This window comes from Citromicrobium bathyomarinum (genome assembly GCA_001306305.2).
Lineage (GTDB): Bacteria > Pseudomonadota > Alphaproteobacteria > Sphingomonadales > Sphingomonadaceae > Alteriqipengyuania > Alteriqipengyuania bathyomarina.
Genome location: CP155577.1, coordinates 271236 through 295214 on the forward strand (window position 1 = coordinate 271236; position 23979 = coordinate 295214).

Annotated in this window: 21 protein-coding genes; 7 read left to right on the top strand and 14 right to left on the bottom strand. The window is 66.1% G+C overall.

Annotation, left to right across the window (positions count from 1 at the left end):
- Positions 1-16 precede the first annotated feature (16 nt).
- A complete protein-coding gene (locus VO57_001310) occupies positions 17-1171 on the top strand; it encodes a CoA transferase (GenBank protein XBL70005.1) in 1155 nt (384 codons plus the stop codon).
- Here the strand turns inward: VO57_001310 and VO57_001315 are convergent.
- From VO57_001315 to hisS, 7 genes are all read right to left on the bottom strand, one after another.
- A complete protein-coding gene (locus tag VO57_001315; protein ID XBL70006.1) occupies positions 1168-2400 on the bottom strand; it encodes a DUF418 domain-containing protein in 1233 nt (410 codons plus the stop codon). The two genes, VO57_001310 and VO57_001315, sit on opposite strands and share 4 nt — an antisense overlap.
- 4 nt (positions 2401-2404) lie before the next feature.
- Entirely contained in the window at positions 2405-3625 is a 1221-nt protein-coding gene (gene metK / locus VO57_001320; GenBank protein XBL70007.1) for a methionine adenosyltransferase, read from the bottom strand.
- Between the two features lie 50 nt (positions 3626-3675).
- On the bottom strand, positions 3676-5250 hold the full coding sequence (lnt, locus tag VO57_001325) for an apolipoprotein N-acyltransferase (protein ID XBL70008.1): 1575 nt from the start codon (positions 5248-5250) through the stop codon (positions 3676-3678).
- Positions 5251-5340: 90 nt separating this feature from the next.
- Positions 5341-6117, bottom strand: a complete 777-nt coding sequence (locus VO57_001330) for a DUF4167 domain-containing protein (GenBank protein ID XBL70009.1) — start codon at positions 6115-6117, stop codon at positions 5341-5343.
- 196 nt (positions 6118-6313) lie between these two features.
- Positions 6314-7192, bottom strand: a complete 879-nt coding sequence (gene prmC / locus VO57_001335; GenBank protein XBL70010.1) for a peptide chain release factor N(5)-glutamine methyltransferase — start codon at positions 7190-7192, stop codon at positions 6314-6316.
- Positions 7185-8252 carry a peptide chain release factor 1 gene (gene prfA, locus VO57_001340; GenBank protein XBL70011.1) on the bottom strand — a complete coding sequence of 356 codons (1068 nt, stop codon included), beginning with the start codon at positions 8250-8252 and terminating at the stop codon, positions 7185-7187. The genes prmC and prfA overlap by 8 nt, the downstream gene beginning before the upstream one ends.
- Positions 8253-8666: 414 nt before the next feature.
- Positions 8667-9926, bottom strand: coding sequence for a histidine--tRNA ligase (gene hisS / locus VO57_001345; protein ID XBL70012.1), 1260 nt, complete (start codon positions 9924-9926; stop codon positions 8667-8669).
- Positions 9927-10015: 89 nt separating this feature from the next.
- Here hisS and VO57_001350 point away from each other — a divergent pair, with 89 nt between their 5' ends.
- Both VO57_001350 and ppa read left to right on the top strand, forming a co-directional pair.
- The gene (locus VO57_001350) at positions 10016-11968 is read left to right on the top strand and encodes a M61 family metallopeptidase (GenBank protein ID XBL70013.1); all 1953 of its coding nucleotides are present in this window, start codon (positions 10016-10018) and stop codon (positions 11966-11968) included.
- 146 nt (positions 11969-12114) lie between these two features.
- Positions 12115-12642, top strand: coding sequence for an inorganic diphosphatase (ppa, locus tag VO57_001355; GenBank protein XBL70014.1), 528 nt, complete (start codon positions 12115-12117; stop codon positions 12640-12642).
- Between the two features lie 13 nt (positions 12643-12655).
- Here the strand turns inward: ppa and VO57_001360 are convergent, their stop codons facing one another.
- Genes VO57_001360 through VO57_001370 form a run of 3 tightly spaced genes read right to left on the bottom strand, consistent with a single transcriptional unit; the run spans position 12656 to position 15660 of the window.
- On the bottom strand, positions 12656-13813 hold the full coding sequence (locus VO57_001360) for a hypothetical protein (GenBank protein XBL70015.1): 1158 nt from the start codon (positions 13811-13813) through the stop codon (positions 12656-12658).
- A gap of 49 nt (positions 13814-13862) precedes the next feature.
- Entirely contained in the window at positions 13863-15257 is a 1395-nt protein-coding gene (locus VO57_001365; protein ID XBL70016.1) for a mechanosensitive ion channel family protein, read from the bottom strand.
- Between the two features lie 40 nt (positions 15258-15297).
- A complete protein-coding gene (locus tag VO57_001370; protein ID XBL70017.1) occupies positions 15298-15660 on the bottom strand; it encodes a hypothetical protein in 363 nt (120 codons plus the stop codon).
- Between the two features lie 135 nt (positions 15661-15795).
- Here VO57_001370 and lptB point away from each other — a divergent pair, with 135 nt between their 5' ends.
- On the top strand, positions 15796-16593 hold the full coding sequence (gene lptB / locus VO57_001375) for an LPS export ABC transporter ATP-binding protein (GenBank protein ID XBL70018.1): 798 nt from the start codon (positions 15796-15798) through the stop codon (positions 16591-16593).
- A 111-nt stretch (positions 16594-16704) separates the two neighbouring features.
- A complete protein-coding gene (rpoN, locus tag VO57_001380; protein XBL70019.1) occupies positions 16705-18192 on the top strand; it encodes an RNA polymerase factor sigma-54 in 1488 nt (495 codons plus the stop codon).
- Between the two features lie 8 nt (positions 18193-18200).
- Here rpoN and VO57_001385 read toward each other — a convergent pair whose 3' ends face one another.
- The 3 genes from VO57_001385 to VO57_001395 all read right to left on the bottom strand — a co-directional run bounded on the left by VO57_001385 (position 18201) and on the right by VO57_001395 (position 19721).
- Entirely contained in the window at positions 18201-18737 is a 537-nt protein-coding gene (locus tag VO57_001385; GenBank protein XBL70020.1) for a prephenate dehydratase domain-containing protein, read from the bottom strand.
- 13 nt (positions 18738-18750) lie between these two features.
- Entirely contained in the window at positions 18751-19473 is a 723-nt protein-coding gene (locus tag VO57_001390) for a chorismate mutase (GenBank protein XBL70021.1), read from the bottom strand.
- A 125-nt stretch (positions 19474-19598) separates the two neighbouring features.
- Positions 19599-19721, bottom strand: a complete 123-nt coding sequence (locus VO57_001395; protein ID XBL70022.1) for a hypothetical protein — start codon at positions 19719-19721, stop codon at positions 19599-19601.
- Positions 19722-20034: 313 nt separating this feature from the next.
- Between VO57_001395 and VO57_001400 the strand changes: the two genes are divergently transcribed.
- Complete coding sequence (locus VO57_001400; protein ID XBL70023.1) at positions 20035-20730, top strand: response regulator transcription factor; 696 nt, start codon at positions 20035-20037, stop codon at positions 20728-20730.
- Between the two features lie 20 nt (positions 20731-20750).
- On the opposite strand, the gene VO57_001405 is transcribed toward VO57_001400, so the two are convergent.
- Positions 20751-22013, bottom strand: coding sequence for a mechanosensitive ion channel domain-containing protein (locus tag VO57_001405; GenBank protein ID XBL70024.1), 1263 nt, complete (start codon positions 22011-22013; stop codon positions 20751-20753).
- Positions 22014-22167: 154 nt separating this feature from the next.
- Here VO57_001405 and VO57_001410 point away from each other — a divergent pair, with 154 nt between their 5' ends.
- Positions 22168-23964 (top strand): SLC13 family permease, encoded by a 1797-nt coding sequence (locus tag VO57_001410; GenBank protein XBL70025.1) that lies wholly within the window; start codon positions 22168-22170, stop codon positions 23962-23964.
- Positions 23965-23979: the final 15 nt, after the last annotated feature.

Here is a 23979-nt window from a genome sequence, read left to right on the forward strand (position 1 = left end):
GCCCAGCGAAGCGGCCATGTGGCTCGATAAACCCCGCAATCCGAATGCGCCGCTCGCCGGCCTCAAGGTGCTCGAACTCGCGCGCATCCTCGCAGGCCCCTTCGCCGGGCAGACCCTGGCTGATCTTGGCGCGGACGTGATCAAGGTTGAAGCGCCCGAGGGCGACGGGACGCGGCTGTGGGGCCCACCTTTCGTGGAGCGCGAGGACGGCGCGCGCGAGGCGGCCTATTACAACGGCTGCAATCGGGGGAAGCGTGGGATTACCGCGGATTTTCGCAATGCGGACGATCTCGCCCGGGTGACCACTCTCGCAGCCGAAGCCGACGTGGTGCTGGAGAATTTTCTGCCCGGCAAGCTGACCAAGTTCGGCCTCGACTACGCCAGCCTGTCCGCCTCCAATCCCGCTCTTGTCTACTGCTCCATCAGCGGCTTCGGGCAGGATGGCCCGCGCCGCGATGAGCCGGGCTACGACTTCGTGATCCAGGCGATGAGCGGGTTCATGGCGCTGACGGGCGAGCCCGAGGGCGAGCCGATGAAGCACGGCATGTCGATTTCGGACCTGTTCTGCGGGCTCTATTCGACCATCGCGATCCAGGCCGCGCTGGCGATGCGGGCGCGGACGGGGCCGATGGAGGGGAGGGGCCAGCATATCGACATGGCGCTCTACGATTGCTCGGTCGCGCTGCTCGCCCATCAGGCGCAAAGCTTCTTCGCCACCGGTGAGAACCCGCCACGCATGGGCAACATGCACGCGCAGGTCAGCGCCTATGGCGTGTTCCCGACCAAGGACGGCCCAATCGTGCTCGCGCCTGCAAACGACCGGCTGTTCCGCAGGCTGCTCGAAGTGTTCGAGCGGCACGATCTGCTGGGTGACGAACGCTTCGCCACCAACGAGGCGCGGATCGCCAACCGCGCCGAGATCGACGGGATCATCGCCGCGGAGACCGCGCAGTGGGATCGTGAAGCGCTGCTGCGCCATTGTCGCGAGGCGGGTGTCCCCGCAGGGCCGATCTACGAGGTTTCCGAAGTGTTCGAAGAGCCGCAGGTGCAGGCGCGCGGGATGACCTTCCCGATGGCCGAGGGGCTGACCGGCCTGCGCAGCCCGTTCAAATTCTCCGACGCCGAGCTGGCACTGGGCGAGCCTTCGCCCAGGCTAGGGCAGGACGACTAGCGCCTGATCGGGCCGAAGCGCCCGCGCGCGATGCCGCGCCACAGCCACTCGAACGGGCCTTGTCGGAAACGCGCCAGCCAGAGCGGCGACCAGATCAGCATCAGCACGATCGGCACGAAAGCGAGCGCAAAGGCTCCGCCGCGCGACACTGTCCCGTAGAGGCCCAGCCCCCAGGAATTGAACAGCAGCGCGAACACCACGCTGGTAAGAAGGTAGTTGGTGAGCGACAGGCGCCCGGTCGCGGCGAGAACGCGGCGCAGCGCGCTCTCCCGACCGGCGAACAGAGCCATCACCAGCGCGGCATAGGCGATCGCCAGCAGCAGATCGAAGGGCAGCGACCAGAAGAGCGAGACCGGACCGACCACCGCGCCGGTAAAGCCCGTCCACATATCCACCAGCATCAGCAGCACCAGCGGCGGCAGGGCGATCAGCGCGAGTTTTCGCGCCAGAGCAAGGCAGCGTGCGCGCGGCCAGCTACCCTGCAGGAGGCCGCTGCGCCACAGGCCTGCTCCCACCAACATTGTGCCCAGCGCGGAAGGGACGCCGGGCACCTGGGTCTCCAGCGCCGGGCCGAACCCGGCGATGCGGCGTGCAAACCGCTCGGCAAAACTCTCGGTACCGATCATCTGCCCGTAGCGGAGCGCATCCGGGTTTGCGCCGAAGGCCCAGTCGGGCAGCAGCGCCTGCTGGGTGCCCGGCTCTGCAGTTAGCCACTGGTACGCAATCAGCGTGCCGCCGATCACGTGCAGCACCATCAGGATGCCGCCCGCGACCAGCAATCTGCGCGCATCCAGCCGCAAGAACAGCGGCACGAACAGGCCCGCCATTGCGTAGAGCCGCAGCACGTCGTTATTCGCGAGCAGGATCGCGTGAGCACCGCCGATCGCGAACAGCACCAGCATGCGCAGCGCATGGTCGCGCAGCGGGTGACCGCGTCGGTCCTTTCCCGCACGTTCGATCAGGATCGCGACTCCTGCGCCGAACAGCATGGCGAACAGGCTGCGAAACTTGTCTTCCACCAGCAGGAAGCTGAGCGCCCAGTCAATCGCATCGAGCGCGCTCTCGCTGCCCGCCGCCGCCGGATTGAAATAGGCAGCCGGGGGCAGCGCATAGATATAGACGTTCATCAGTGCGATGCCCGCCACGGCAATGCCGCGCAGCGCATCGAGCGCGACGACCCGCCCTCCCGAGGGACCGGGCGCGGTCAGTACAGTGCCGCGCCGGTCCACCGGATTACTTGCCGACGGCAGCCTTCAGGTCGTCGACCAGGTCGGTGCGCTCCCACGGGAAGGCGTCGCCCGCTGCCGTCCGACCGAAGTGGCCATAGGCCGCGCTCTGCTTGTAGATCGGCTTGTTCAGGCCAAGGTGCGTGCGGATGCCGCGCGGGGTCAGTCCGCCCAGCTTGGTCATCCCGCGAATCGCATCTTCCAGCGCCTCTTCGGAGACCGTGCCCGTGCCGTGCAGGTCGACGTAGACCGACAGCGGCTCGGAAACGCCGATCGCGTAGGACAGCTGGATGGTGCAATGCGTGGCGAGGCCTGCTGCCACGACGTTCTTCGCCAGATAGCGGGTGATGTAGGCGGCCGAGCGGTCGACCTTGGTCGGGTCCTTTCCGCTGAACGCGCCGCCGCCGTGCGGGGCTGCGCCGCCATAGGTGTCGACGATGATCTTGCGACCCGTCAGCCCGGCGTCACCGTCCGGCCCGCCGATCTCGAACGCGCCGGTCGGGTTGATGTGCCACACCGTATCGCCGTCGATCAGGCCGTCGGGCAGCACTTCGCCCACGGCCTTCTTCACGTAGGCCTTCAGCTCGGCTTCCTTGTCGCCCTGGTCGTAACCCTTGGCGTGCTGGGTCGAGACGACGATCGCCATGGCTTTCACCGGCTTGCCGTTTTCGTAGCGCAGCGTGACCTGGCTCTTGGCGTCGGGTTCGAGGAACGGTGCCGTGCCCGACTTGCGGTCGTCGGCCAGCCGCTGGAGAATCTTGTGGCTGTAATCGAGCGTCGCAGGCATCAGGTCGGGCGTCTCGTTGCAGGCATAGCCGAACATGATGCCCTGGTCGCCCGCGCCTTCGTCCTTGTTGGACCCGTCGGTGCCGGCGTCCACGCCCTGCGCGATTTCGCTCGACTGGCCGTGCAGGTGGTTTTCGAAGGTGAACGTCTGCCAGTGGAAACCGGTCTGTTCGTAGCCGATTTCCTTCACCGTATCGCGCACGACCTGCTCGATCTCTTCGGCGGCACCCGGCTTCCACTCGCCATTATCGTACATCGGCGTGCAGCGGATCTCCCCCGCGAGCACGACGCGCTGCGTGGTGGTGAGCGTTTCGCAGGCGACTCGCGACTCGGGATCCTTGCTGAGCATCAGATCGACGATCGCATCCGAAATCTGGTCGGAAACCTTGTCCGGATGGCCTTCGGAAACGCTTTCGGAGGTGAAGATATAGCTGCTGCGCATTGGTCGACGTTACCTCGATATAAAGAGTTCTTTAAGTCTCGATGTGCGCCCTAAACCCGCCTGCGCCGGTTGACAACTAGGGAGCCGCCGAGGAGTGCGAGCGCCCAGATCAGCGCCAGCCAGTTGCCCAGCCGCGCGAACAGCGTCGGCGCCCCGGCGGGCGGCACCTTGCCTTCGATCCGCGCCTGCTCGCCCATTGCCATATGCTGGCGGACGACGCCCCGCGCGTCGATCACGCCGCTGATCCCGGTGGTGGTAGAACGCAGCACCGGCAGGCCTTCTTCGATCGCACGCATGCGGGCCTGCGCCAGATGCTGTGGCGGCCCGGTCGGCCCGAACCAGCCGTCGATCGAGGGGTTCACGATGTAGTCCGGGCGGTTGGTGCGATCGACCACCTGACCGGAGAAGATGATTTCGTAGCAGATCTGCACGCCCGCACGGCCATAGGCGCCCAGATCGAGCGTCTGCGGACCCGGGCCGGGATGGAAATCGATCGAGCCTGCCACCAGCCGCGACAGGCCGAGCGGTTCCAGAACGTCGCGAAACGGCAGATATTCACCATAAGGCACCAGATGCGCCTTGCGATAGCTGCCGGTGATCTCGCCCTGGTCGTTCAGCACGGTGACCACGTTGTAGGCCCCCGTCACGGTGTCCCCGTCCACCTCGAGATCGGTCGTCCCGGTCAGCAGCAGTCCGCCCTCGCCGATCACACGGGCGAGCCGGGCTCGCGCGAAAGCGGGGTCGCGCCCGGCGGTGGTCGCGGCGTAGAAACGCTCGGGATAGCCCTCGCGCAGATAGTCCGGCAGCACGCCCTCGGGCCACAGCACCAGCCGCTGATCGGGCTCGCTCGCAGGCGGGCGGGCGGATAGCGCCGCGAGCGTGAGGAAGCTCGGCTCGTACTGACGCGGATCGTTCAGCTCGTCCTGATCGAGATCGGGCTGGACCAGCGTGTAGTCGAGCTCACCCTCACGCCCAGCCCCCACGGGCCAGTACATCGCAACCGCAAGCAGGACCGAGGCGATCCCGAAACGCAGCCATTCGCGGCGCAGCACCTGGTCGATCAGCATCGCGGCCAGCACCACCGCGATACCCGACAGCGCGTAGGTGCCGGTCAGCGGAAGCAGCCCGGCCAGCCCCGGCCGGTCGAACGGGCCGAGCATGGCGAGGCTGAAGGGCCCCCAGGCATAGCCGGTGAACAGGGTCGCGCGCAGCCACTCGGTCAGCACCCAGGCCCCGCCCAGCGCCAGCGCATAGGCCAGCGTACTGCGACCACGCGCCAGCCGGTAGGCGGCGGCAAAGGCGATTGCGGGGTAGAGCGCGAGGAAGGTCGACAGCAGCGGCACCGCGAGCCAGCCGAGAATGGCGGGCATCCGGTCCTGATGGGTGAAGGCGGTCGCAATCCACGTGTTGGTGACGGTGAAGTGGGCGAGCGCGAACAGCCATCCGCGCAGGAATGCGCCCCGCACCGTCGGGCTGAAGCGGATCAGCACCGCCGCCGCGCCCAGCGCGAGCAGCGCGAGAGGCCACAGGTGGAAGGGCGGGAAGCCGAGCGCGGAAATGCCGCCCAGCACCAGCAGGGTCAGGCGTGGATGCGCCAGCGCGAAAGGCAGCGCCCGGTTCAGCACGGGGGCTGCCCGCGCCGTGCCGGGCGGGTCACCGGCTCAGTGCCGACCGCGCCACGCGACCACATTGGTCGGGCCACACGCATCGCGCTGTCAGCCTACCGCGCTCAGCGCCTCGTCATCACCATCGTCGGCCGCTTTGCGGGTCCGCCGACGCGGCTTAGCCGCTGCCTTGGCCGGCTTGGCATCTTCGTCGCCGTCGCCAGCCGTCGCCGCCGCGATGGCAGGCGGCAGGACGTTGGCGTCGATTTCGCCGTCATCGCCCTTGTTGTCGTCGCTATCCTTGTCCGCCTTGCGCGAGGTCTTGCGTGCCTTCGGAGCGGCGCGGCGCGGTTCGCTGCTGCGCTTGCGCACGAAGGGGTTGTCGTCGCTTTCGAACTCGTCGTCGCCATCATTGGCGTCGGAATCGGCATCGGACGACGTGTCGTCATCGTCGGAGCGATCGCGACCGCGCTGGCGTTCGCTGCGGTTGCCCTTCTTGGGCTTGCGCCGTTCGTCGTTGCGATTGTCGTCGCCACGATTGCCGCTGCTGCGGTTGTCATTGCCACGATCGTCGTCGTCTTCGTCGGTATCGTCGTTCGCACGGTCGCGCCCGGTGTCGCGCTTGGCGCGCTGTTCGTCCTGGCGGGCCTTATTGTCGGCGATGACGCGGAAATAGTGGTCCGCGAACTGCAGATAGTACTCCGTCTGCACGCGGTCGCCATTGTGCTGGGCGTCCTGCGCGAGCTTCTTGTACTTGTCCAGCAGCTGGGGTGCATTGCCCCGTGCGCGGCTGTCGATCCGGTTGGAGCTGTTACCGCCCCCGCCCTGATTGCGATTGCCGCGGCCGCGCCGCCGGTTGTTGTTGTTGCGATTACTGTTGTTGTTCAAGGAATTAGTCTTCCCTCGTGGTCGGGCCAATAGATGCGGCGTCGCAGCTGTGCTGGGTCCGCGGCCCACCTGTCCCTAAGCATGATCTTCGAACTCTTGCCGATCGCAAGCCCTTGAAGGAGCCTGGTCCCACCGCAAATGTCGGATCGCGACCCGGGCGAGAAACCGTCCATTTCTTGCCAGGTCGAGACCGGACTTACCGGTTGGCTTTCCCTTTGCCAACCCCTTGCGACATAATCATTGCGCGCGGGTGTCCGTTCAGGTCCCGGCGCATGGCGTTCTCAAGCCCTTGATTTTGCGCGAGTGCGGCGACTGCCTCATGCTGCGTACCGCCGATTTCGAAGATGGCGATCCCATCAGGCGTCAACAAGGGCGCGATTTGCGGGAGTAGGATTCGGTAATCGTCGAGACCTTCGGGCCCCGCAAACAGCGCCGATCCCGGCTCGTGCTCGCGCACGCACGGGTCGAGCGATGCGTCATCCTCGACATAGGGCGGATTGCACAGGACCAGGTCGAACGTGCCCAAATCGCGCTGCCAGCCATCCCGGCGCCAGCTGCGCCGCAGGAACCTGGCACGCTCCGCCAGCCCCAGCTTGCGCGCATTGCACTGCGCGACGCGCAGCGCGGGCATGGAGGCATCGAGACCAATCCCCTCCGCCTCGGGCCACTGATACAGCGCCGCCAGCAGCAGCGCGCCCGACCCGGTGCCGAGGTCGAGGATGCGCTGCGGCGGTTCGCCCGTCCCGAAGTGCTCCTGCGCGGCGTCGATCAGCGTCTCGCTATCCCCGCGCGGGATCAGGACGGCGGGCGTGACCTTCAGCTCGAACCCATAGAACTCGGCACTGCCGGTGATGTAGGCAACCGGCTCGTGTCCCAGCCGCCGCGCGAACAGCGGAGCGAAGCCATCGGGCACCGGATCACGCATATGGTGAAGCAGCATGGCCGAGCGTGAGCATCCCAGCGCGTGCGCCATCAGCAGCTCGGCATCGATCCGCGCCCATGCGACGTCGAGCAGGCTCGCCGCCTCGCGGATGACCTCGCCGACACTGCCCTTCAGGTCGACAGCATCACTCATTCATCGCCGCGAGCCGCTTGGCCTCGTCCTCGGCGATCAGCGCGTCGACCAGCTCGCCCAGCCCCGGCCCGGCGATGATCTGCGGCAGCTTCTGCAGCGTGAGGCCGATCCGGTGGTCGGTCACGCGGCCTTGCGGAAAGTTGTAGGTGCGAATCCGTTCGGAACGGTCGCCGCTGCCGACCATCGCCTTCCTCGCCTCGGCCTCCGCCCCCTGCGCGGCGTCGCGCTGCTGTTCGTAGAGCCGCGCGCGCAGCACCTGCATCGCCTGTTCGCGGTTCTTGTGCTGGCTGCGCCCGTCCTGGCAGGTGACCACGAGCCCAGTGGGCAGGTGGGTGATGCGGATTGCCGAATCGGTCGTGTTGACGTGCTGCCCGCCCGCGCCGGACGCGCGATAGGTGTCGATCTTGAGGTCGCCCGGATCGACCTGCACGTCGACCTCGTCCGGTTCGGGCAGCACCGCCACGGTCGCCGCCGAGGTGTGGATGCGCCCGCCGCTCTCCGTTTCGGGCACGCGCTGGACGCGGTGCACGCCGCTTTCGAACTTGAGCTTGGCGAACACGCCGGTGCCGGTGACGTGGGCGACGATTTCCTTGAACCCGCCCACTTCGGACGCGCTCATGCTGACCGGCTCGACCTTCCAGCCCTGCTCGCCCGCGAAGCGTTCGTACATGCGGTAGAGGTCGCCCGCGAACAACGCGGCTTCATCACCGCCCGTGCCTGCGCGGATTTCGAGCATCGCGGGCTTGGCATCGGCACTGTCGCGCGGGAGCATCGCGACGGCGAGCTGCTGTTCGAGCTCGGGAATACGCTGGTTGAGCGCTTCGAGCTCCTCTTCCGCCATGTCGCGCATCTCGGGATCGGCGAGCATCTCGTCCAGCCCCGCGACTTCCTCGCGCGCGGCCTTCAGCTCCAGCGCGAGCTTCGCGACCGGCTCCAGCTCGGCATAGTCGCGGCTCGCCTGGACGAATTCCTCGCCCTCCAGCTGGCCCGAGGCCATCCGCGCCTCGATCTCTGCGAAGCGGTTGGCGATCTGGTCGAGGCGTTCGGGAGGGATGGTCAATGGTCGTTCCGGTAGGATTTCTGGCACACCTGACACACAGTCCAGGGGTTAGAAAGTGGGCCCTGCGCGACGGGGCTAGTTCGGCAGGTGAATGTCGGGTGCGTGGGCGATCATGCAAGGCGCATTAGCGCGGGAAGGATGGAGTAGGAAAGATAGCGTGGCCCTCCCCCTCCACCGTCATCCCGGGCTTGCCTGCCCCTGCGCAGGCGGGGGCCCCGGGATCAGGCTTCTTTTGGCTTGGCTCGCGCGAAAGGAAACCCTGCCCCGGATCAAGTCCGGGGCGACGAGATGGGAAGCGACGGCACTTAAGTTCTACGTCATGCTGAACTTGTTTCAGCATCCAGCCTTCCGTCTGCAAGCCCATCGCGGGAGGAGGACTGGACCCCGAAACAAGTTCGGGGTGACACGCAAATCCTATAGCTGGTGCCGCATTGCATCCCACGCTGCCTGCACCTCTGTCGCGCGTGGATTTTCGCCCCGGAAGTTGGAGGTCGTTCCTTCGGCTCCGTCACGCAAACTCACGATCGCCGATGCAGGTGTCTTCACGGCCTTGTCGAAGCGCTTCTTGGGCGAACCACTCGCGATCAGATCTGCGGAGAACCCGAGCTCACGGAACCGGGCCAGCGCGCGGATGGCCGTGAGAATCACGTCATCGGATTCCGCAACCACCATCACATCGGCCGCGTTCGCTTCCTTCTCCCCCACCAGCATCGCCAGCCGCTCGATCCCCGCAGCCCAGCCGACTGCGGGCGTGGGCGAACCGCCAAGGCTCTCGATCAGCCCATCGTAGCGCCCGCCGCCCAGGATCGTGCTCTGCGAACCCAGCGCGTCCGCCGCAGCCGAGCCCTCGTCGGGAATGAACTCGAACGCGGTGTGGCGGTAGTAGTCGAGCCCGCGCACCAGACTTTCCGCGCGCACCCACTTCACGCCCGCGGCATCCAGACCGCTGGTTACCGCATCGAAAAAGCCACGCGCCTCGTCGGTCAGGAAGTCGTCGATCTTCGGCGCGTCGGCCAGGAAGCGCTGGTCGCGGCGATCCTTGCTGTCGAGAATCCGCAGCGGGTTCTTCTCCAGCCGCTCCTGCGATTCCTCGCTCAGCTCGTCCTTCACGCTACGGAAGTGCTCGACCAGCGCGGCGCGCCATGCCTCGCGGGAATCGCCATCGCCCAAAGTATTGAGGTGGAGCGTCACGCCCTCGATCCCCAGCTCGCGGATCACCTGATCGGCCATCGCGAGCAGCTCGACGTCTACTTGGGGCTCCGCCGCGCCGATGATCTCGGCGTCGATCTGATGGAACTGGCGGTAGCGGCCCTTCTGCGGGCGCTCGTAGCGGAACAGCGGGCCGTGGGTCGCCAGCTTCACCGGCGCGTGCTGTTGCCAGCCGTTAGTCAGATACGCACGCGCGATGCCCGCGGTGAATTCGGGCCGCAGCGTGAGCGATTCCCCGCCGCGATCCTCGAAGGAATACATTTCCTTCGAGACGATATCGGTCGTCTCGCCGATCGAGCGGGCGAATACTTCCGTCTTCTCGAACACGGGCATTTCCGCGCGGCGGAAGCGGTAAAGCTTGCGCACGCGTTCGAAGGTTTCGACCACGAAGGCGAAGCTTTCCGCCTCGGCCCCGAAAATGTCCTGCGTGCCGCGGATTGCCTGCGGTGTCTTTGTCTTTGCCATGATGGGCGAGCGCTTAGCGTGCGGGTCGCCGAAACGAAAGCAGGATACATTATTGCATGCGCGCGCGATTGCCCGCATGAACCCCGTCCATGAAGCATCCCGCCCTTAGCGCCGCCCTCCTCCCCTTCCTGCTGGCCACCCCGGCCCTTGCGCAGGGCGACATCCGCCCCGCGGGCAACACCGCGCCGGAGCAGGCGCAGCTGGACGACGCGACCCCGCTGCCCGCCGATACGCCGTGGCCGGGCGGGACGATCGCGCTGGATATCGACGCGACCGACACGGCGCGCGGCGTCTATCGCGTCACCCAGACCATTCCCGTAACCGCGGACATGCGCGAGCTGCGGCTGCTGTTCCCCGAATGGCTGCCGGGCAACCACGCGGCGCGCGGGCCGATCAACCTCGTCAGCGGCATCCGCTTCACCGCGGGCGGCAAGGTGCTCGAATGGAAGCGCAATCCGCTCGACGTGTACGAGTTGATCGTCGACCTGCCCGAGGGGACCGAAGCGGTGACCGCGCAGTTCGTCCACACCTCGCCGATCACCGGCAGCGAGGGTCGGATCACCATGACGCAGGAAATGCTCAACCTGCAGTGGGAGAAGATGAGCTTCTATCCCGCCGGGCACTACGTGCGACGGATCGCGGTGAAGCCGACGGTGAAAGTGCCCGCGGGATGGCAGGTGTTCACCGCACTGGATGGCAAGACGCGTGAGAACGACACGGTCACCTGGCAGACGGTCGATTACGAAACGCTGGTCGATTCGCCGATCTTCGCGGGCAAATATGCCGAACGCTGGGAAGTGGGCGAGAACGTGTGGTTGGATGCGGTGGCAGACAAGCCCAAATATCTCGACCTCGCGCCCGAAAACCTCACCCGCTTCGAACGGCTGATCGACGAGGCCGACGCGCTGTTCGGCGCGCGCCACTTCGACCACTACGACATCCTGCTCGCGCTGACCGACCGGATGGGCGGGATCGGGCTGGAGCACCAGCGCTCGGCGGAAAACCAATACGAGCCCACCGCGCTGATCGACTGGGACGAGATGGACTGGGACCACAACGTCGTCAGCCACGAGCTGGTGCATAGCTGGAACGGCAAGTACCGCCGCCCGGACGACCTGTGGACGCCCGACTATCGCACCCCGATGCAGGATTCGCTGCTGTGGCTCTACGAAGGGCAGACCCAGCTGTGGGGCTGGGTGCTCGCCGCGCGCAGCGGGTTGCAGACCAGGCAGACCTTCCTCGATGCCTTCGCGACCTATGCCGCGAACTATTCCGAAGGCCAGCCGGGTCGCGCGTACCGCTCCGTCGCCGACACCACCAACGATCCGATCATCAACTCGCGCGCACCGCTGCCCTACTCTTCGCTCGCGCGCAGCGAAGACTATTATGTCGAGGGTGCGCTGGTGTGGATCGAGGCGGACCAGATCATTCGCCAGGGCACCAAGGGCAGGAAGGGGCTCGACGATTTCGCCAAGGCCTTCTTCGGCGTGAATGATGGCGACTGGGGCCAGCTGACCTATGATTTCGACGAGATCGTCGCGACGCTGAACGGCGTCTATCCCTACGACTGGGCCGATTTCCTGACCACCCGCCTGCTCGAACCCAACCAGCCCGCCCCGCTGCACGGCATCGAAATGGGCGGCTACCAGCTGGTCTGGAAGGACGAGCCCAACAGCTACGACAAGGGCCGGATGGGCAACGGCAAGTACCTCAACCTGTTCTACTCGCTCGGTGTGAACCTCGGCACCGACGGCACGGTCACGGGCACGCTGTGGGACGGGCCGGCCTTCGATGCGGGGATCGTCAACGGCAACACCATCGTCGCGGTGAACGGCATCGCCTACTCGGGCGACACGATCGAAGAGGCGATCACCGCCGCGAAGGACACGGACCAGCCGATCGAACTGCTGGTCAAGCGCGGCGATACGTACCGCACGGTGGCAATCGATTACCACGGCGGGCTGCGCTATCCGTGGCTCGAACCCGTCGGCAAGGGCGAGCAACCGCTCGACCGCTTCCTGGAGCCGCGCGCGGGCGGCTGACCCGGACAATCAACGCCAACCCTCCCGCAGTGCACAAAACGCGTTGCGGCTTGCGGGCGGCTCCACTAGGTCGCGGGCATATCCTTCCAGCCCGATCGCGCGGGTGCCTGCACCCTGCCGATGGCGAGAGCGAACAGAGAGTAACAATGCGCATCGACAAGATCCCGACCGGCGACAATCCGCCCGAAAGCCTCAACGTCATCATCGAAGTGCCGACCGGCGGCGAGCCCGTGAAGTACGAGTTCGACAAGGAATCGGGCGCGCTGTTCGTCGATCGCATCCTGCACACGCCGATGCGCTACCCCGCGAACTACGGCTTCGTGCCGCACACCCTGTCGCCCGATGGCGACCCGCTCGACGCGCTGGTGATCGCACGCTCGCCCTTCATCGCGGGCTGCGTGGTGCGTGCGCGCCCGATCGGCGTGCTCAACCTCGAAGACGAGCATGGCGGCGATGAAAAGCTGATCTGCGTGCCGATCGACACGACCTTCCCCTATTACTCGGACGTCGCCGAGACGAAGGACCTGCCGAGCATCATCTTCCAGCAGATCGAGCACTTCTTCACCCACTACAAGGATCTGGAGAAGGACAAGTGGGTCCGTGTCGGCAAGTGGGGCGATGCGGCGGAAGCCAAGCAGATCGTGCTGGAAGCGATCGAGCGAGCGAAGGGGTAAGCGCCGCGCCCGGCTAGGCTTCCTGCCTAACCAGGCACTGAGCCAAATCTCGGAAAATGGACCGCACGCTCTGCGGATCGTCTTTTGCCAGATCGTGATCGGCGTTCAGAACGATGAGGCACTTCGTGCGGCCCGGCCGGGCGGCCAGATAGTCGCGGGTTCGCGGATCCTTGTTGCCGAGCACGATCCGCGAACATGCGCCGCGCGGGCGGACTTCGCGGAAAGCAAGGTCGCGCCCGCCGACATATCGCGGCACGTAATCGTGTAGCGGAAGCACCTGCGAATGGTCGAACGCGATGCCTGAGTCGGTTTTCGAGTAGATATTGAAGGTCGTCCATTCGCCGAAGGGCTCTCCCTTCGCTTCGGCCTCTTCTCGCTTCTCGACGTTCTCCCGGCGGTTCCGTTGCAGATGATGCTGCAGCCCGTCCATCACAGGTACGACGGCGAGGACGTTCATTCGCTCCAGCCTTTCCCGCCCGAGAGCGCCGAGCGCAATGTGATTGCCGAGACTGGTCGTAACCAGAGCCGGTTCCGCGCCCGCCTGATCGCGGTAGAAATCCACTGCGGCCGCCACGTCGGCGAACGCCATCTCGATTTCGTCGGCCGCCCCGAGCGTGCGTATGTTGGTGCCCCAGTAGCCGACCGAAGCGATGGTGAAGCCACGACCCATCAGATGGCGATAGGGCGAGACACGCATGTCGCCCCAGATGTTCGGGGTAAGCCCGGCATCCTTGAGTCGATCGAAAAACTCGTCGGTCGTCCCTCGCCGGACCAGAAAAGGCTCCCCTCCGGGGCCACCCACGACATCGATCACATAGCGCCCATCTTCGCTGGCAACTTCGAGGCGCGATTCGACCACCGGCACGAACGCGTCGCCCTCCCTGAGCGCGACCAGCGTGGATGTGACCCCTTGTGCGGTCCACGTGTCGCACTCGATCCGCGACGCGTTTTTATCCGCCAAACGCGCCACGCCTCCCACACAGGCATGCCAGTCTCTGGGAAGCCCCAGCTTCGGCTCATCGGAGCGCGAATCTACCAGTTCCTTGAACAGACGATCGCGGGTGGCGGCATCTATTCCGGTGGAAGCGGAGGTGAAGGCCCACAGAGCCCCTACTGCCAGGATACCCGCTGCCAGCAAGGCAGCGATAAGCGCCTTGGGTCGACGGATCATCGCCTCGCCACCGTCTCGACGGTTAGATAGGCTGGCGCGGTCAGCCAACTCACTCCACCGGTCTGCGGTGGTCGAGCAGGTCCTGCTTCTGCTCGCTGCTGTCGCGCTCTTCCTCGACCATTTCGTCGATCTCGTTGCGCGGGGTGACGTCGCTCGGTGGCGGGGCGGCGGCGCGCGGTTTGCGCGGGGGCGTGGTCTCGCCAACGGACCCGGCGTCGCGGTCGGCGATATTCTCGAACGGCAGGCTGGCGGAACGCGGGTCGAAGCGCAGGCGGTAGATCGGTTCGGGCAGGCCGAAGCCGGCATCCTCCAGCGCGGTCTTCACCGCCGGGATCGCGACGCTCTGCGCCTTGAACCAGTCGGTCTCGCGCTGGTCGATCCAGCCGAGGAAGCGGATCATCACGGCCGAATCGCCGACCTCCACGATCCGCGCCTCCGGCGCCGGCTCTGCCAGCATGAAGGGCAGGGCCTCCAGCGTGGTACGGCCCAGCTCTGCCGCGGCGGTCGCATCGTCGTCAGCATCCACGCCCAGCGTGAAGTCGAAGCGGCGCTGCGGATTGCGGGTGAAGTTGACGATCACCGCCTTGAACACGGCCGAGTTGGGGATGCGCAGATGGTTGCCCTCCAGCGTCATCAGCACGGTCGCGCGGCTGGTCAGGCGCACGACGCGCCCCTCGAACGCGTCGATCTGGACCAGATCATTGGCCCGGAACGGCTGGCGTAGCGAGAGCATCAGCGAGGCGACGTAGTTCTCCACCGTGTCGCGCATGGCGAAACCCAGTGCGATGCCGATCACGCCCGCCCCGCCCAGCACCGCGCCGAGCAGCGCGGTCGCCCCGATGATGTCGAGCGCGATGACCGCGGCGAAGATGATCGCGATGAAGCGGATCGCGCTCGCCACCAGATCGGCGAGGAAATCATTGGGCGTGACGAGCCGCCAGAGGAACTTGAGCGAGGCGAGCAGGTATCCCACCAGCAGGATCGCAAGCCCGATCAGCAGCGCGACCCCGATCAGCGGCAGCATGCCCGCCGCGGCGCGCAGCCGGTCGATCAGCGCGGTGACGATATCCGCCGTCCCCTCCAGCGAGGTGTCGCGCGCGATCTCGTTCTCGACCGTCACCACATCGAAGCGCGCGGCGATCGCGCCGGCATCGTCGATCGCTTCCTGGCTGGGGGCGGAGCCGGTCAGGCGCACCACGCCCTGATTCACCGCGACCTCGACGCCGGAGAACGCCTCGACCTCGGCATAGATGTCGCGCAGGCGAGTGGCGATGCGGCTGTCGGCCTGCGGATCGCGCTCGTCCGACAGCGCGCCGGTGGCGGTGGGCGTGGGCTGCGGCTCGGCCTGTTCGGGCACCAGACCCGGCAGCGCGGCGGCCAAGGGCGTGGCCACGGGCGCGGCGAGACATGCCAGCCAGAGCGCGGCGAGGAGTCGCAGCAGCATGGTCAGCCCCGCATAACCCGGCCAAGGCCGCGTGCGGGCATCAACCGGGGAAGGCCGTGCCGAATCCCAGCGCGAGCAGCATAGGCACGCCCACGGTCAGCAGCCACAGCGCCACCTGATCGCGCCGGAACGCGCCCTTCAGGGCTGGATCGTGCGCCTTTGCGTCGTCGATATCGGTCCACCGCTTTTCGAAAAATCGCAGCACAGGGATGAAGGCGCCGACCATGATGACCAGCAGCAGGTAGACAGTGATTCCGTCGAACGCGTGCTTCATCTTGGGCATGGTGATGAAGATCAGCAGCGCGGTGGTGATCAGCAGCGCCCAGGCGATATTGTCGCTGATCGCAGCGGGCCAATCGGCCTCGGGCCGCGTGTCAGCTGCAGTCTTGGTCCAGGTGTTCATGTGCGGCATCCTCTCGATCGCCCCCGTGCCGGGCACGATAGGGCGAGTGGCCCGCGCGCTCAAGCATGGAGGCCAAAGGCAGGCGCTTGCCTATTGCGACTTTCGCCGCGCGCCCCATCTGCTAGGCGTATTGCCATGGCAGAGATCGACCCCGCCGACATTGTCCAGAAGCCTTCCGAAGTGGAGGCCAACGCCGCCCCGCCGATTCCGCAGGGCGGGCTCGAAGTCGTGTCGATCGCCAAGAGCTACGACAAGCGACCGGTGCTGACCGATATCTCGCTGTCCGTCGGCAAGGGCGAAGTGCTCGGCCTGCTCGGCCCCAACGGCGCGGGCAAGACGACCTGCTTCTATTCGATCATGGGGCTGGTGAAGCCCGATAGCGGCCGCATCCTGATGGATGGCGAGGACGTGACCGGCCTGCCGATGTATCGCCGCGCGATCCTGGGCCTCGGCTACCTGCCGCAGGAAACCAGCATTTTCCGCGGGCTGACCGTCGAACAGAACATCGCCACCGTGCTCGAACTGGCGGAGCCCGACCGGCAGGCGCAGCGCGACGGGCTGGAGCGGCTGCTCGACGAATTCGGCCTGACCAAGCTGCGCAATGCGCCCGCGATGGCGCTTTCGGGTGGTGAACGGCGGCGGTGCGAGATCGCTCGCGCGCTGGCGGCGAACCCTTCGATCATGCTGCTCGACGAACCTTTCGCGGGGATCGATCCGCTCTCGATCAGCGACATCCGCGATCTGGTGATCGACCTCAAGAAGCGTGGGATCGGCGTTCTGATAACCGATCATAACGTTCGGGAAACGCTCGATATCGTAGACCGCGCCTGTATCATCTACGGAGGCCAGGTTCTGTTCGCGGGCACCCCGCAAGACCTGGTCGCAGACGAGAACGTGCGCAGGCTCTACCTTGGCGAGAATTTTACCTTGTGATTTTCCGGCGGTCCGAAACGTGATCGCGCATGGAAAACTCGGGTCCGCCGGGGCGGCACCAGCCGGGCGCAAGGGTCGGCGCAAGTCGAACCCGGATGGACGCCAAACCTGATGTCACTCGCTCCGCGCCTCGACCTGCGCCAGTCGCAATCGCTGGTGATGACGCCGCAGCTGCAGCAGGCGATCAAGCTGCTGACGCTGTCCAATCTCGAGATCGAGGCATTCATCGGCGATGCGCTGGAAGCCAATCCCCTGCTTGAACTGGGCGAGGCACCGCGCGCGGAGCGCAGCGATGGCGACAGCGGCGACATGGCTGAAACCCCGCGCGAGGAACGCGAGGCCGATACGCTGATCGCGGAAGGCGCGGGGCAGAGCGACGCACCGACCGACCTTTCCTCCGCCGAGCTGGAGATCGACCGGGATACCGGCGACGGCAGCTGGGGCGCGGCCGAAGGCTTTGCCGGCGACGGTGAGGAGGGGCTGGGGATCGACCAGCGCGGCGCGGTCGAGCTCTCGCTGGCCGAACATCTCCATGCCCAGGTCGGGGCAATGGCCTACAGCCCTGCCGAGGCCTTCATCGCGCGCGCACTGATCGACCGGCTGGACATGGCTGGATACCTGCCCGATCCGCTGCGCGAAGTGGCCGAGGCGCTGGGCGTCCCGCTGGCCGAGGTGGAAGATGCGCTGATCCTGGTCCAGTCGCTCGATCCATCGGGCGTGGGCGCGCGGGATCTCGCCGAATGCCTCGCCATTCAGGCGCGCGAGGCGAATCGTTACGATCCCTGCATGGCGCGGCTGATCGACAATCTCGATCTGGTTGCGCGCGGCGAGATCGCCCGGTTGCAGAAGCTGTGCGAGGTCGATGCGGAAGATCTGGCCGAGATGCTGGCGGAACTGCGCGGATACGACCCGCGCCCCGGACATGCCTTTGGCGAGCAGGCTGGCGGCGCGGTGGCACCCGATGTGCTGATCGACCGCGCGCCATCGGGTGGCTGGCGAGTCGCGCTAAACGAGGCGACGCTGCCGCGTCTCGTGGTCAACCGCCCTTATCTGGTGGAGCTGCGCGACGGCTGCCGCGATCGCTCCAGCCGCGCATGGCTGAAAGACAAGCTGGAAGATGCGCGCTGGCTGATCCGCGCGCTCGACCAGCGGCAGAAGACCATCCTCGCCGTGGCGAGCGAGATCGTCACCCAGCAGGAAGGCTTCTTTCTCCACGGCGTCAGCCACCTGCGCCCGCTGACGCTGAAGCAGGTCGCCGAAAAGATCGAGATGCACGAAAGCACCGTCAGCCGGGTGACCAGCAACAAGTTCCTCCACTGCCCGCGCGGCACCTTCGACCTCAAATACTTCTTCACCAGCGGTGTGGGTGGCGGCGAGGACGGCGAAGGCGCGAGCGCGGCGGCGGTCAAGGCGCGGATCAAGGCGCTAACCGATGCCGAGGATGCCAAGGCGATCCTCTCGGACGACAAGCTGGTGACGCTGCTCAAGGCCGAAGGGTTCGACATCGCGCGGCGCACGGTCGCCAAATATCGCGAGGCGATGGGAATCGGCTCCAGCGTGGAGCGGCGCCGGGCGAAGAAGCTCGCCGCGATCGGCTGAGCCGGGCTTCAGTCGCGCCGCAACACCGCGAAATAGGTCACATTGTCGTCGGTGTCCTGCACGTCCGCTGCCAGCACATTGAGGTTGTACAGCTGCGCCGCACGGGTCGAGGCGAGTGCGGCGCGGGTAAACTGCCGTGCTTCAGCCACCTCGCTTGCGGCCCCGGCGGTGTCGCCCGCTTCCTCTGCCCGTGCGCCGATCTGCGCCAGGAAGCGCGTGCATTCGGCCAGCGCCATCGGATGGCTCGCGACCACCTCCACCTCTTCCAGCCGGGTGCCGGGCACTGCGAGGCAGTGGAACACGACCGGCTGGGGATGCACGTCGAGCCGGGTGACGGGGAGCGAGGCGAGCAATTGCTCCACCCCCGGCACCGCGCCCGCAATCGAGTTTTCGAACGGGATGACGGCCCTGTCGCAGGTGCCCGCGATCAGCGCGTCGCACGCGGCGCGGAAATCCCTGTAACCAACCGGCTCGGCGCCGGGGAAGCGGCCAAGGCACGCAAGTTCGCCGAAGGCACCGGGGTGCCCTCCATACGCAATACGCATCTCGGTGTCCGGATCAGGCGGCGCGGCGGGCCAGCGGGACGACCCGCTCGATCGCGCACAGGTGCAGGTCGCCGGAAACTGCGATCGGGCACACTGCTTCGCCCCGGCCCAGCCGGGCGGCGAGTTCGCTCTGTTCGAGCACGGCGTAGCTGCGATCCTTGCACAGCCGGTCACGCGATAGCCGTCCGACTGCCAGCGCGGAACCACGCCCGCCTTCGCCCAGCAACCCGTCGATGATGGTCAACTCGGGGTCGCCGGCCAGCGCGGTCCACCAGTCGCCATCGCCGATCTCGATCATGGCGATCGCCTTGCCCGTGCGCGCACGCTCCAGCGCCGCTTCGGGCGAGGCGCTCTTGCGCACCGGGATGATCGTGCCGAACCGGGCGCGTGCCATCAGCTGCATGCGTTCCGGGTGGCGGGTGGCGTGCAGCGCGATCTCGATCGGGCGCTGGGCCTGCAGATTAATCGCCATCAGCTCGCGCCAGATCGCGGTCAGACTGACTTCGGGGATGCGGCGGGTCATTGCGTCGAGCCGGGCGATAATGCTCGCCTCGCGTGCGGGCCGCAGCAGCAGCTCGTCGCTATCCTCGTCTGTAACATCTTCCGATTTGGCGCTGGCGATCGAGGCGGCAAGGTCGAGCCGCTTCTCGATCAGAGCCAGCAGTTCCTCGTCGAGCGTATCGATCTCCTGGCGCAAAGTATCGATGGTGCGGTGATTGGCGGCATTGGCAGACATGGTGAATTCGCTTTCGGTTCGTCACCGGCGCGCGACGCAATGGGTCGGCACGGGTGGTTATCGTTCGTTTGTCTCGATGGTGGCCGCTTTTCGCGCAGGGCCTCGCGCGGGTCCCGATACGCCGCTCAGGCGTACCGGCCGCTAAACGAACCGAAATAATAGCCGTAATAGGAGAAACGCGCGCCAAGCGGCACGGAAAGCTGTGTCGGGGCCGAAGCGGGGATTGCGAGATCCCGATGCTTGGTCATGACCAAATTGCTCCCGAGGCAAGGATTGAAATCAAAGCGCTGCCTCCCACGCCTTGTGCGTAACGAAATAACGCAAGCTTTGCCGCACTGCAACCTCGTATATCGCACAGGCGCGATGCTGTGGCATTCGGGTGACTCACGCAGCGCCCGACCCACCCGACTCGCAATTCTGCCGTTTCTTCGTGCGACTCGCCGGTTTTTCACGCTTTACACGATGTTAACCTTTTCCGTTCAGACCTTATGTGGTTAATAAGCGCAACACCTTCTGCGGGGGGCGTTGCAGCACATTCATCGGGCCAAAGGGGGCGACCCAATGCGCGTATTGCTGATCGAAGACGAGCCGAGCACGGCGAAGGCGATCGAGCTGATGCTCACGACCGAGGGGTTCAATGTCTACAGCACCGATCTGGGCGAGGAAGGCCTCGATCTGGGCAAACTGTACGATTACGACATCATCCTGCTCGACCTGAACCTGCCGGACATGCACGGTTACGACGTGCTCAAGAAGCTGCGCGTCGCCAAGGTGCAGACGCCGGTTCTCATCCTCTCGGGGATTTCCGAGATGGACAGCAAGGTCCGCTCCTTCGGCTTCGGGGCCGACGATTACGTGACCAAGCCGTTCCATCGCGAAGAACTGGTCGCCCGGATCCACGCCGTGGTCCGCCGTTCCAAGGGCCACAGCCAGTCGGTCATCCGCACCGGCAAGCTGGCGGTGAACCTCGACGCGAAGACCGTGGAAGTCGACAGCGCGCGGGTCCACCTGACCGGCAAGGAATATGCGATGCTGGAGCTGCTCAGCCTGCGCAAGGGCACCACGCTGACCAAGGAAATGTTCCTCAACCACCTGTATGGCGGGATGGACGAGCCCGAACTCAAGATCATCGACGTGTTCATCTGCAAGCTGCGCAAGAAGCTCAGCCATGCGTGCGACGGCGAGAATTACATCGAAACCGTGTGGGGCCGCGGCTACGTGCTGCGCGATCCCAACGAAGAGGCCGAAGCCGCGTAAACTACGGCATCGCTAGGTTTTCAGGACATTGATGGGGGCGTCGTGGTTTCACGGCGCTCCCATTCTTTTAGCGTGCGCGGGCTGGAGAGGCGGGCGAAGTCGACCCCGCTGGGCTCCTGAAACACGCGCAGCCCGAATTCGGGCAGGATCGCCAGCAGGTGGTCGAAAATGTCCGACTGGATCGATTCGTATTCCGCAAACTGGGTGGTCGCCGCGAAGGTGTAGATCTCCAGCGGCAGGCCGGCTGGCGTCGGCTCCAGCTGGCGGACCAGTGTCGTCATCTCGTGATTGATCTGTGGGTGGGTGCGCAGAAAGGCGAGCACATAGGCGCGGAAGGTGCCGATATTGGTGATCCGCCGCGCGTTTACCGGATTGTCCTCCCCCGCCATTTCACGCGCGTTCCAGTCGCGCAATTCCTGTTCCTTGCGGTCCAGATAGTCGCGCAGCAGGCGAAAGCGGCGCAGATCGGCCAGTTCCTGTTCGGTCAGGAAACGCAGCGTGTTCTGGTCGAGATGGATCGCGCGCTTGATCCGCCGCCCGCCCGATTCGGCCATCCCGCGCCAGTTGCGGTAGCTCTCGTTGATCAGCTTGTAGGTCGGGATGGTGGTGATCGTCTTGTCGAAGTTCTGCACCTTCACCGTGTGCAGCGCGATATCGATCACATCGCCATCCGCATTCTGCTGCGGCATCTCGATCCAGTCGCCGACCCGTAGCATGTCCTGTGCGGACAGCTGGACCGATGCGACCAGGCTGAGGATCGTGTCCTTGAACACCAGTAGCAGCACCGCCGCCATCGCGCCGAGGCCTGACAACAGCAGCAGCGGCGACTGCTCGATCAGCGCAGCGACGCCGAGGATTGCGGCGGCGGCGAAGACCAGGATCTTCACGACCTGGAGGAAGCCCTTGATCGGACGATTGCGCGCTTCGGGACGACGCTTGTACAGCTCGTTGACGTAGGTCAGCCCGGTCGTGATCGCCAGCGCGACGACCAGCACGATGGTCGCATTCGCGACGTTGGAGATCACCGCCTCCAGCTCTTGCGGAAGGTGGCGAACGAACACGATCCCGCGCGAGATGATCAGCAGCGGAATCGTGGTGACCAGCCAGCCGACCGCCTTGTCCGGCGTCTTGGTCCGCTTGTCGAGGAAGGGTGCCGCCAGCCGCAGCACCACCTTCTTGAGCACCAGATTGACGAGGAAGGCGATCCCCAGCAGCAGCGCCACACCGCCCAGTGCCTCGACCAGCGGGGGTTGCCCTTCGAGATAGGTGAACATTTCGCGCATCGTGCACGCCGCCTAACGCGAACCGCCCGGCTGCGTCACCCCCGTCCGTCGGCGCACACAAGAAATGCTTTGCGCGCAGCCAGCCGATTTCGCTTGGAAACCCCTGTCGCGTCTGCGCATTTGCTTGGCGCTACACAACCTTTCGCAGGGCCCTATGTCGTTTCTGTCTGACTATTCGGCCCAGATCGGGCTGGTGGTGCTGGTCCTCACCTTCATCGCATTCCTGATGGAGCGGCGCCCGCCGGTGGTGATCGCAGTGGTCTCGGGCGCGGTGATGCTCGCGCTCGGCTATCTTCCGCCCAAGGAAATGCTGGCGACCTTCGCCAACTCGGCACCGATCACCATCGCGGCGATGTTCATCCTGACCGGCGCGCTGCTGCGGACGGGCGCGCTGGAGGAAGTCTCCGGCTGGGTCATCCGCCGGACCACGCAGAGCCCCCGGCTGGCCACCGCCGAGATCGGGCTGGGCACGATCGCCGCCTCGGCCTTCATGAACAACACGCCGGTGGTCATCGTGATGATCCCGGTGGTCAAGAAGCTGGCGCAGGTGCTGAAGACGGGCGCGACCCGGCTGCTGATCCCGCTGTCCTACCTGTGCATTCTCGGCGGCACGATGACGCTGATCGGCACTTCGACCAACCTGCTGGTCGATGGCGTCGCGCAGCAGGCCGGGCAGGCGCCTTTCGGCATTTTCGAGATTACCGCAGTCGGTTTCGTCGGGATGATCGCCGGGGTCGCGGTGCTGCTGGTGCTGGGCCCGCTGCTGCTGCCCAACCGCGGCCCGCGCATGGGCGACGAGACGCGCGAGAGTGACATCTACCTCACCCACCTGACGCTGATGGCGAGCAGCAAATATGTCGGCCGCGCGCTGGCGGAGAGCAATATCGGCAGGCGCCCCGGCGTGCGCGTGGTCGCGATCCAGCGCGGGACCGACCTCTACCGGCGGGATCTGGGCGCGTTCGAACTGGCCGCCGACGACCAGCTGATCGTCAGCGCCAGCCCGGAGGAGATCACCTCGCTCGCCGAAGCGCCCGATTTTCGCACCGGGCTCGTTGGCCTCGGAGGCGGGGTCGAAACCGCCCGCGACAAGCGCCCGGCGGACCTCAAGGTGATCGAAGCGGTGGTTTCCGCAACCCACCCTGTCGTCGGCCAGCGGCTGAAGGAAATCCCGCTGCTCTCACGCCTGAGGGTCCGCGTGCTCGGCATCGCGCGTCCGCACCATCTGCCCGGCCCGTCTTTGGGCGAGACGCGGGTGCGCGCGGGCGACCGGCTGCTGATCGCGGCGGGGCCGGACGCGGCGCAGGCGCTGCAGGGCAATGTCCAGCTGACCAATGTCGGCCTCACCTCGGCGCAGTCCTTCCGCCGGACGAAGGCCCCGATCGCAATTGCCACGCTGGCCGCAGTGGTGGTGGGCGCGGCGGTGTTCGGCCTGCCGATCGAGGCGCTGGCGGTGGGCGGCGTGGCGCTGGTGCTGGCGACCCGCTGCATCGAGCCGAGCGATGCCTGGGCCAGCCTCGACGGCAGCACGCTGGTGCTGATCTTCGGGATGCTCGCGTTTGGCACCGGGCTCGACAACGCGGGCACCGTCAAGCTGATCGTCGACACGCTCCAGCCGCTGCTCGGCACGAGTTCGCTGCTGGTGCTGATCCTGCTGGTCTATGGCGTCACCAGCACGCTGACCGAGGTGATCACCAACAACGCGATCGCGGTGATCATGACCCCGCTCGCCATCGGCCTCGCCGATGCCGCGGGGCTCGATGCGCGGCCGCTGATCGTGGCGGTGATGTTCGGCGCCAGCGCCAGCTTCGCGACCCCGATCGGCTACCAGACCAACACGCTGGTCTATGGCGCGGCCAACTACCGATTCTCCGACTTCGTGAAGATCGGCCTGCCGATGAATATCGTGGTCGGGCTGGCAGTGTCCTTCGCGATCTGGATTTACTTCGGCTGAGGCGCTAGCCGCACC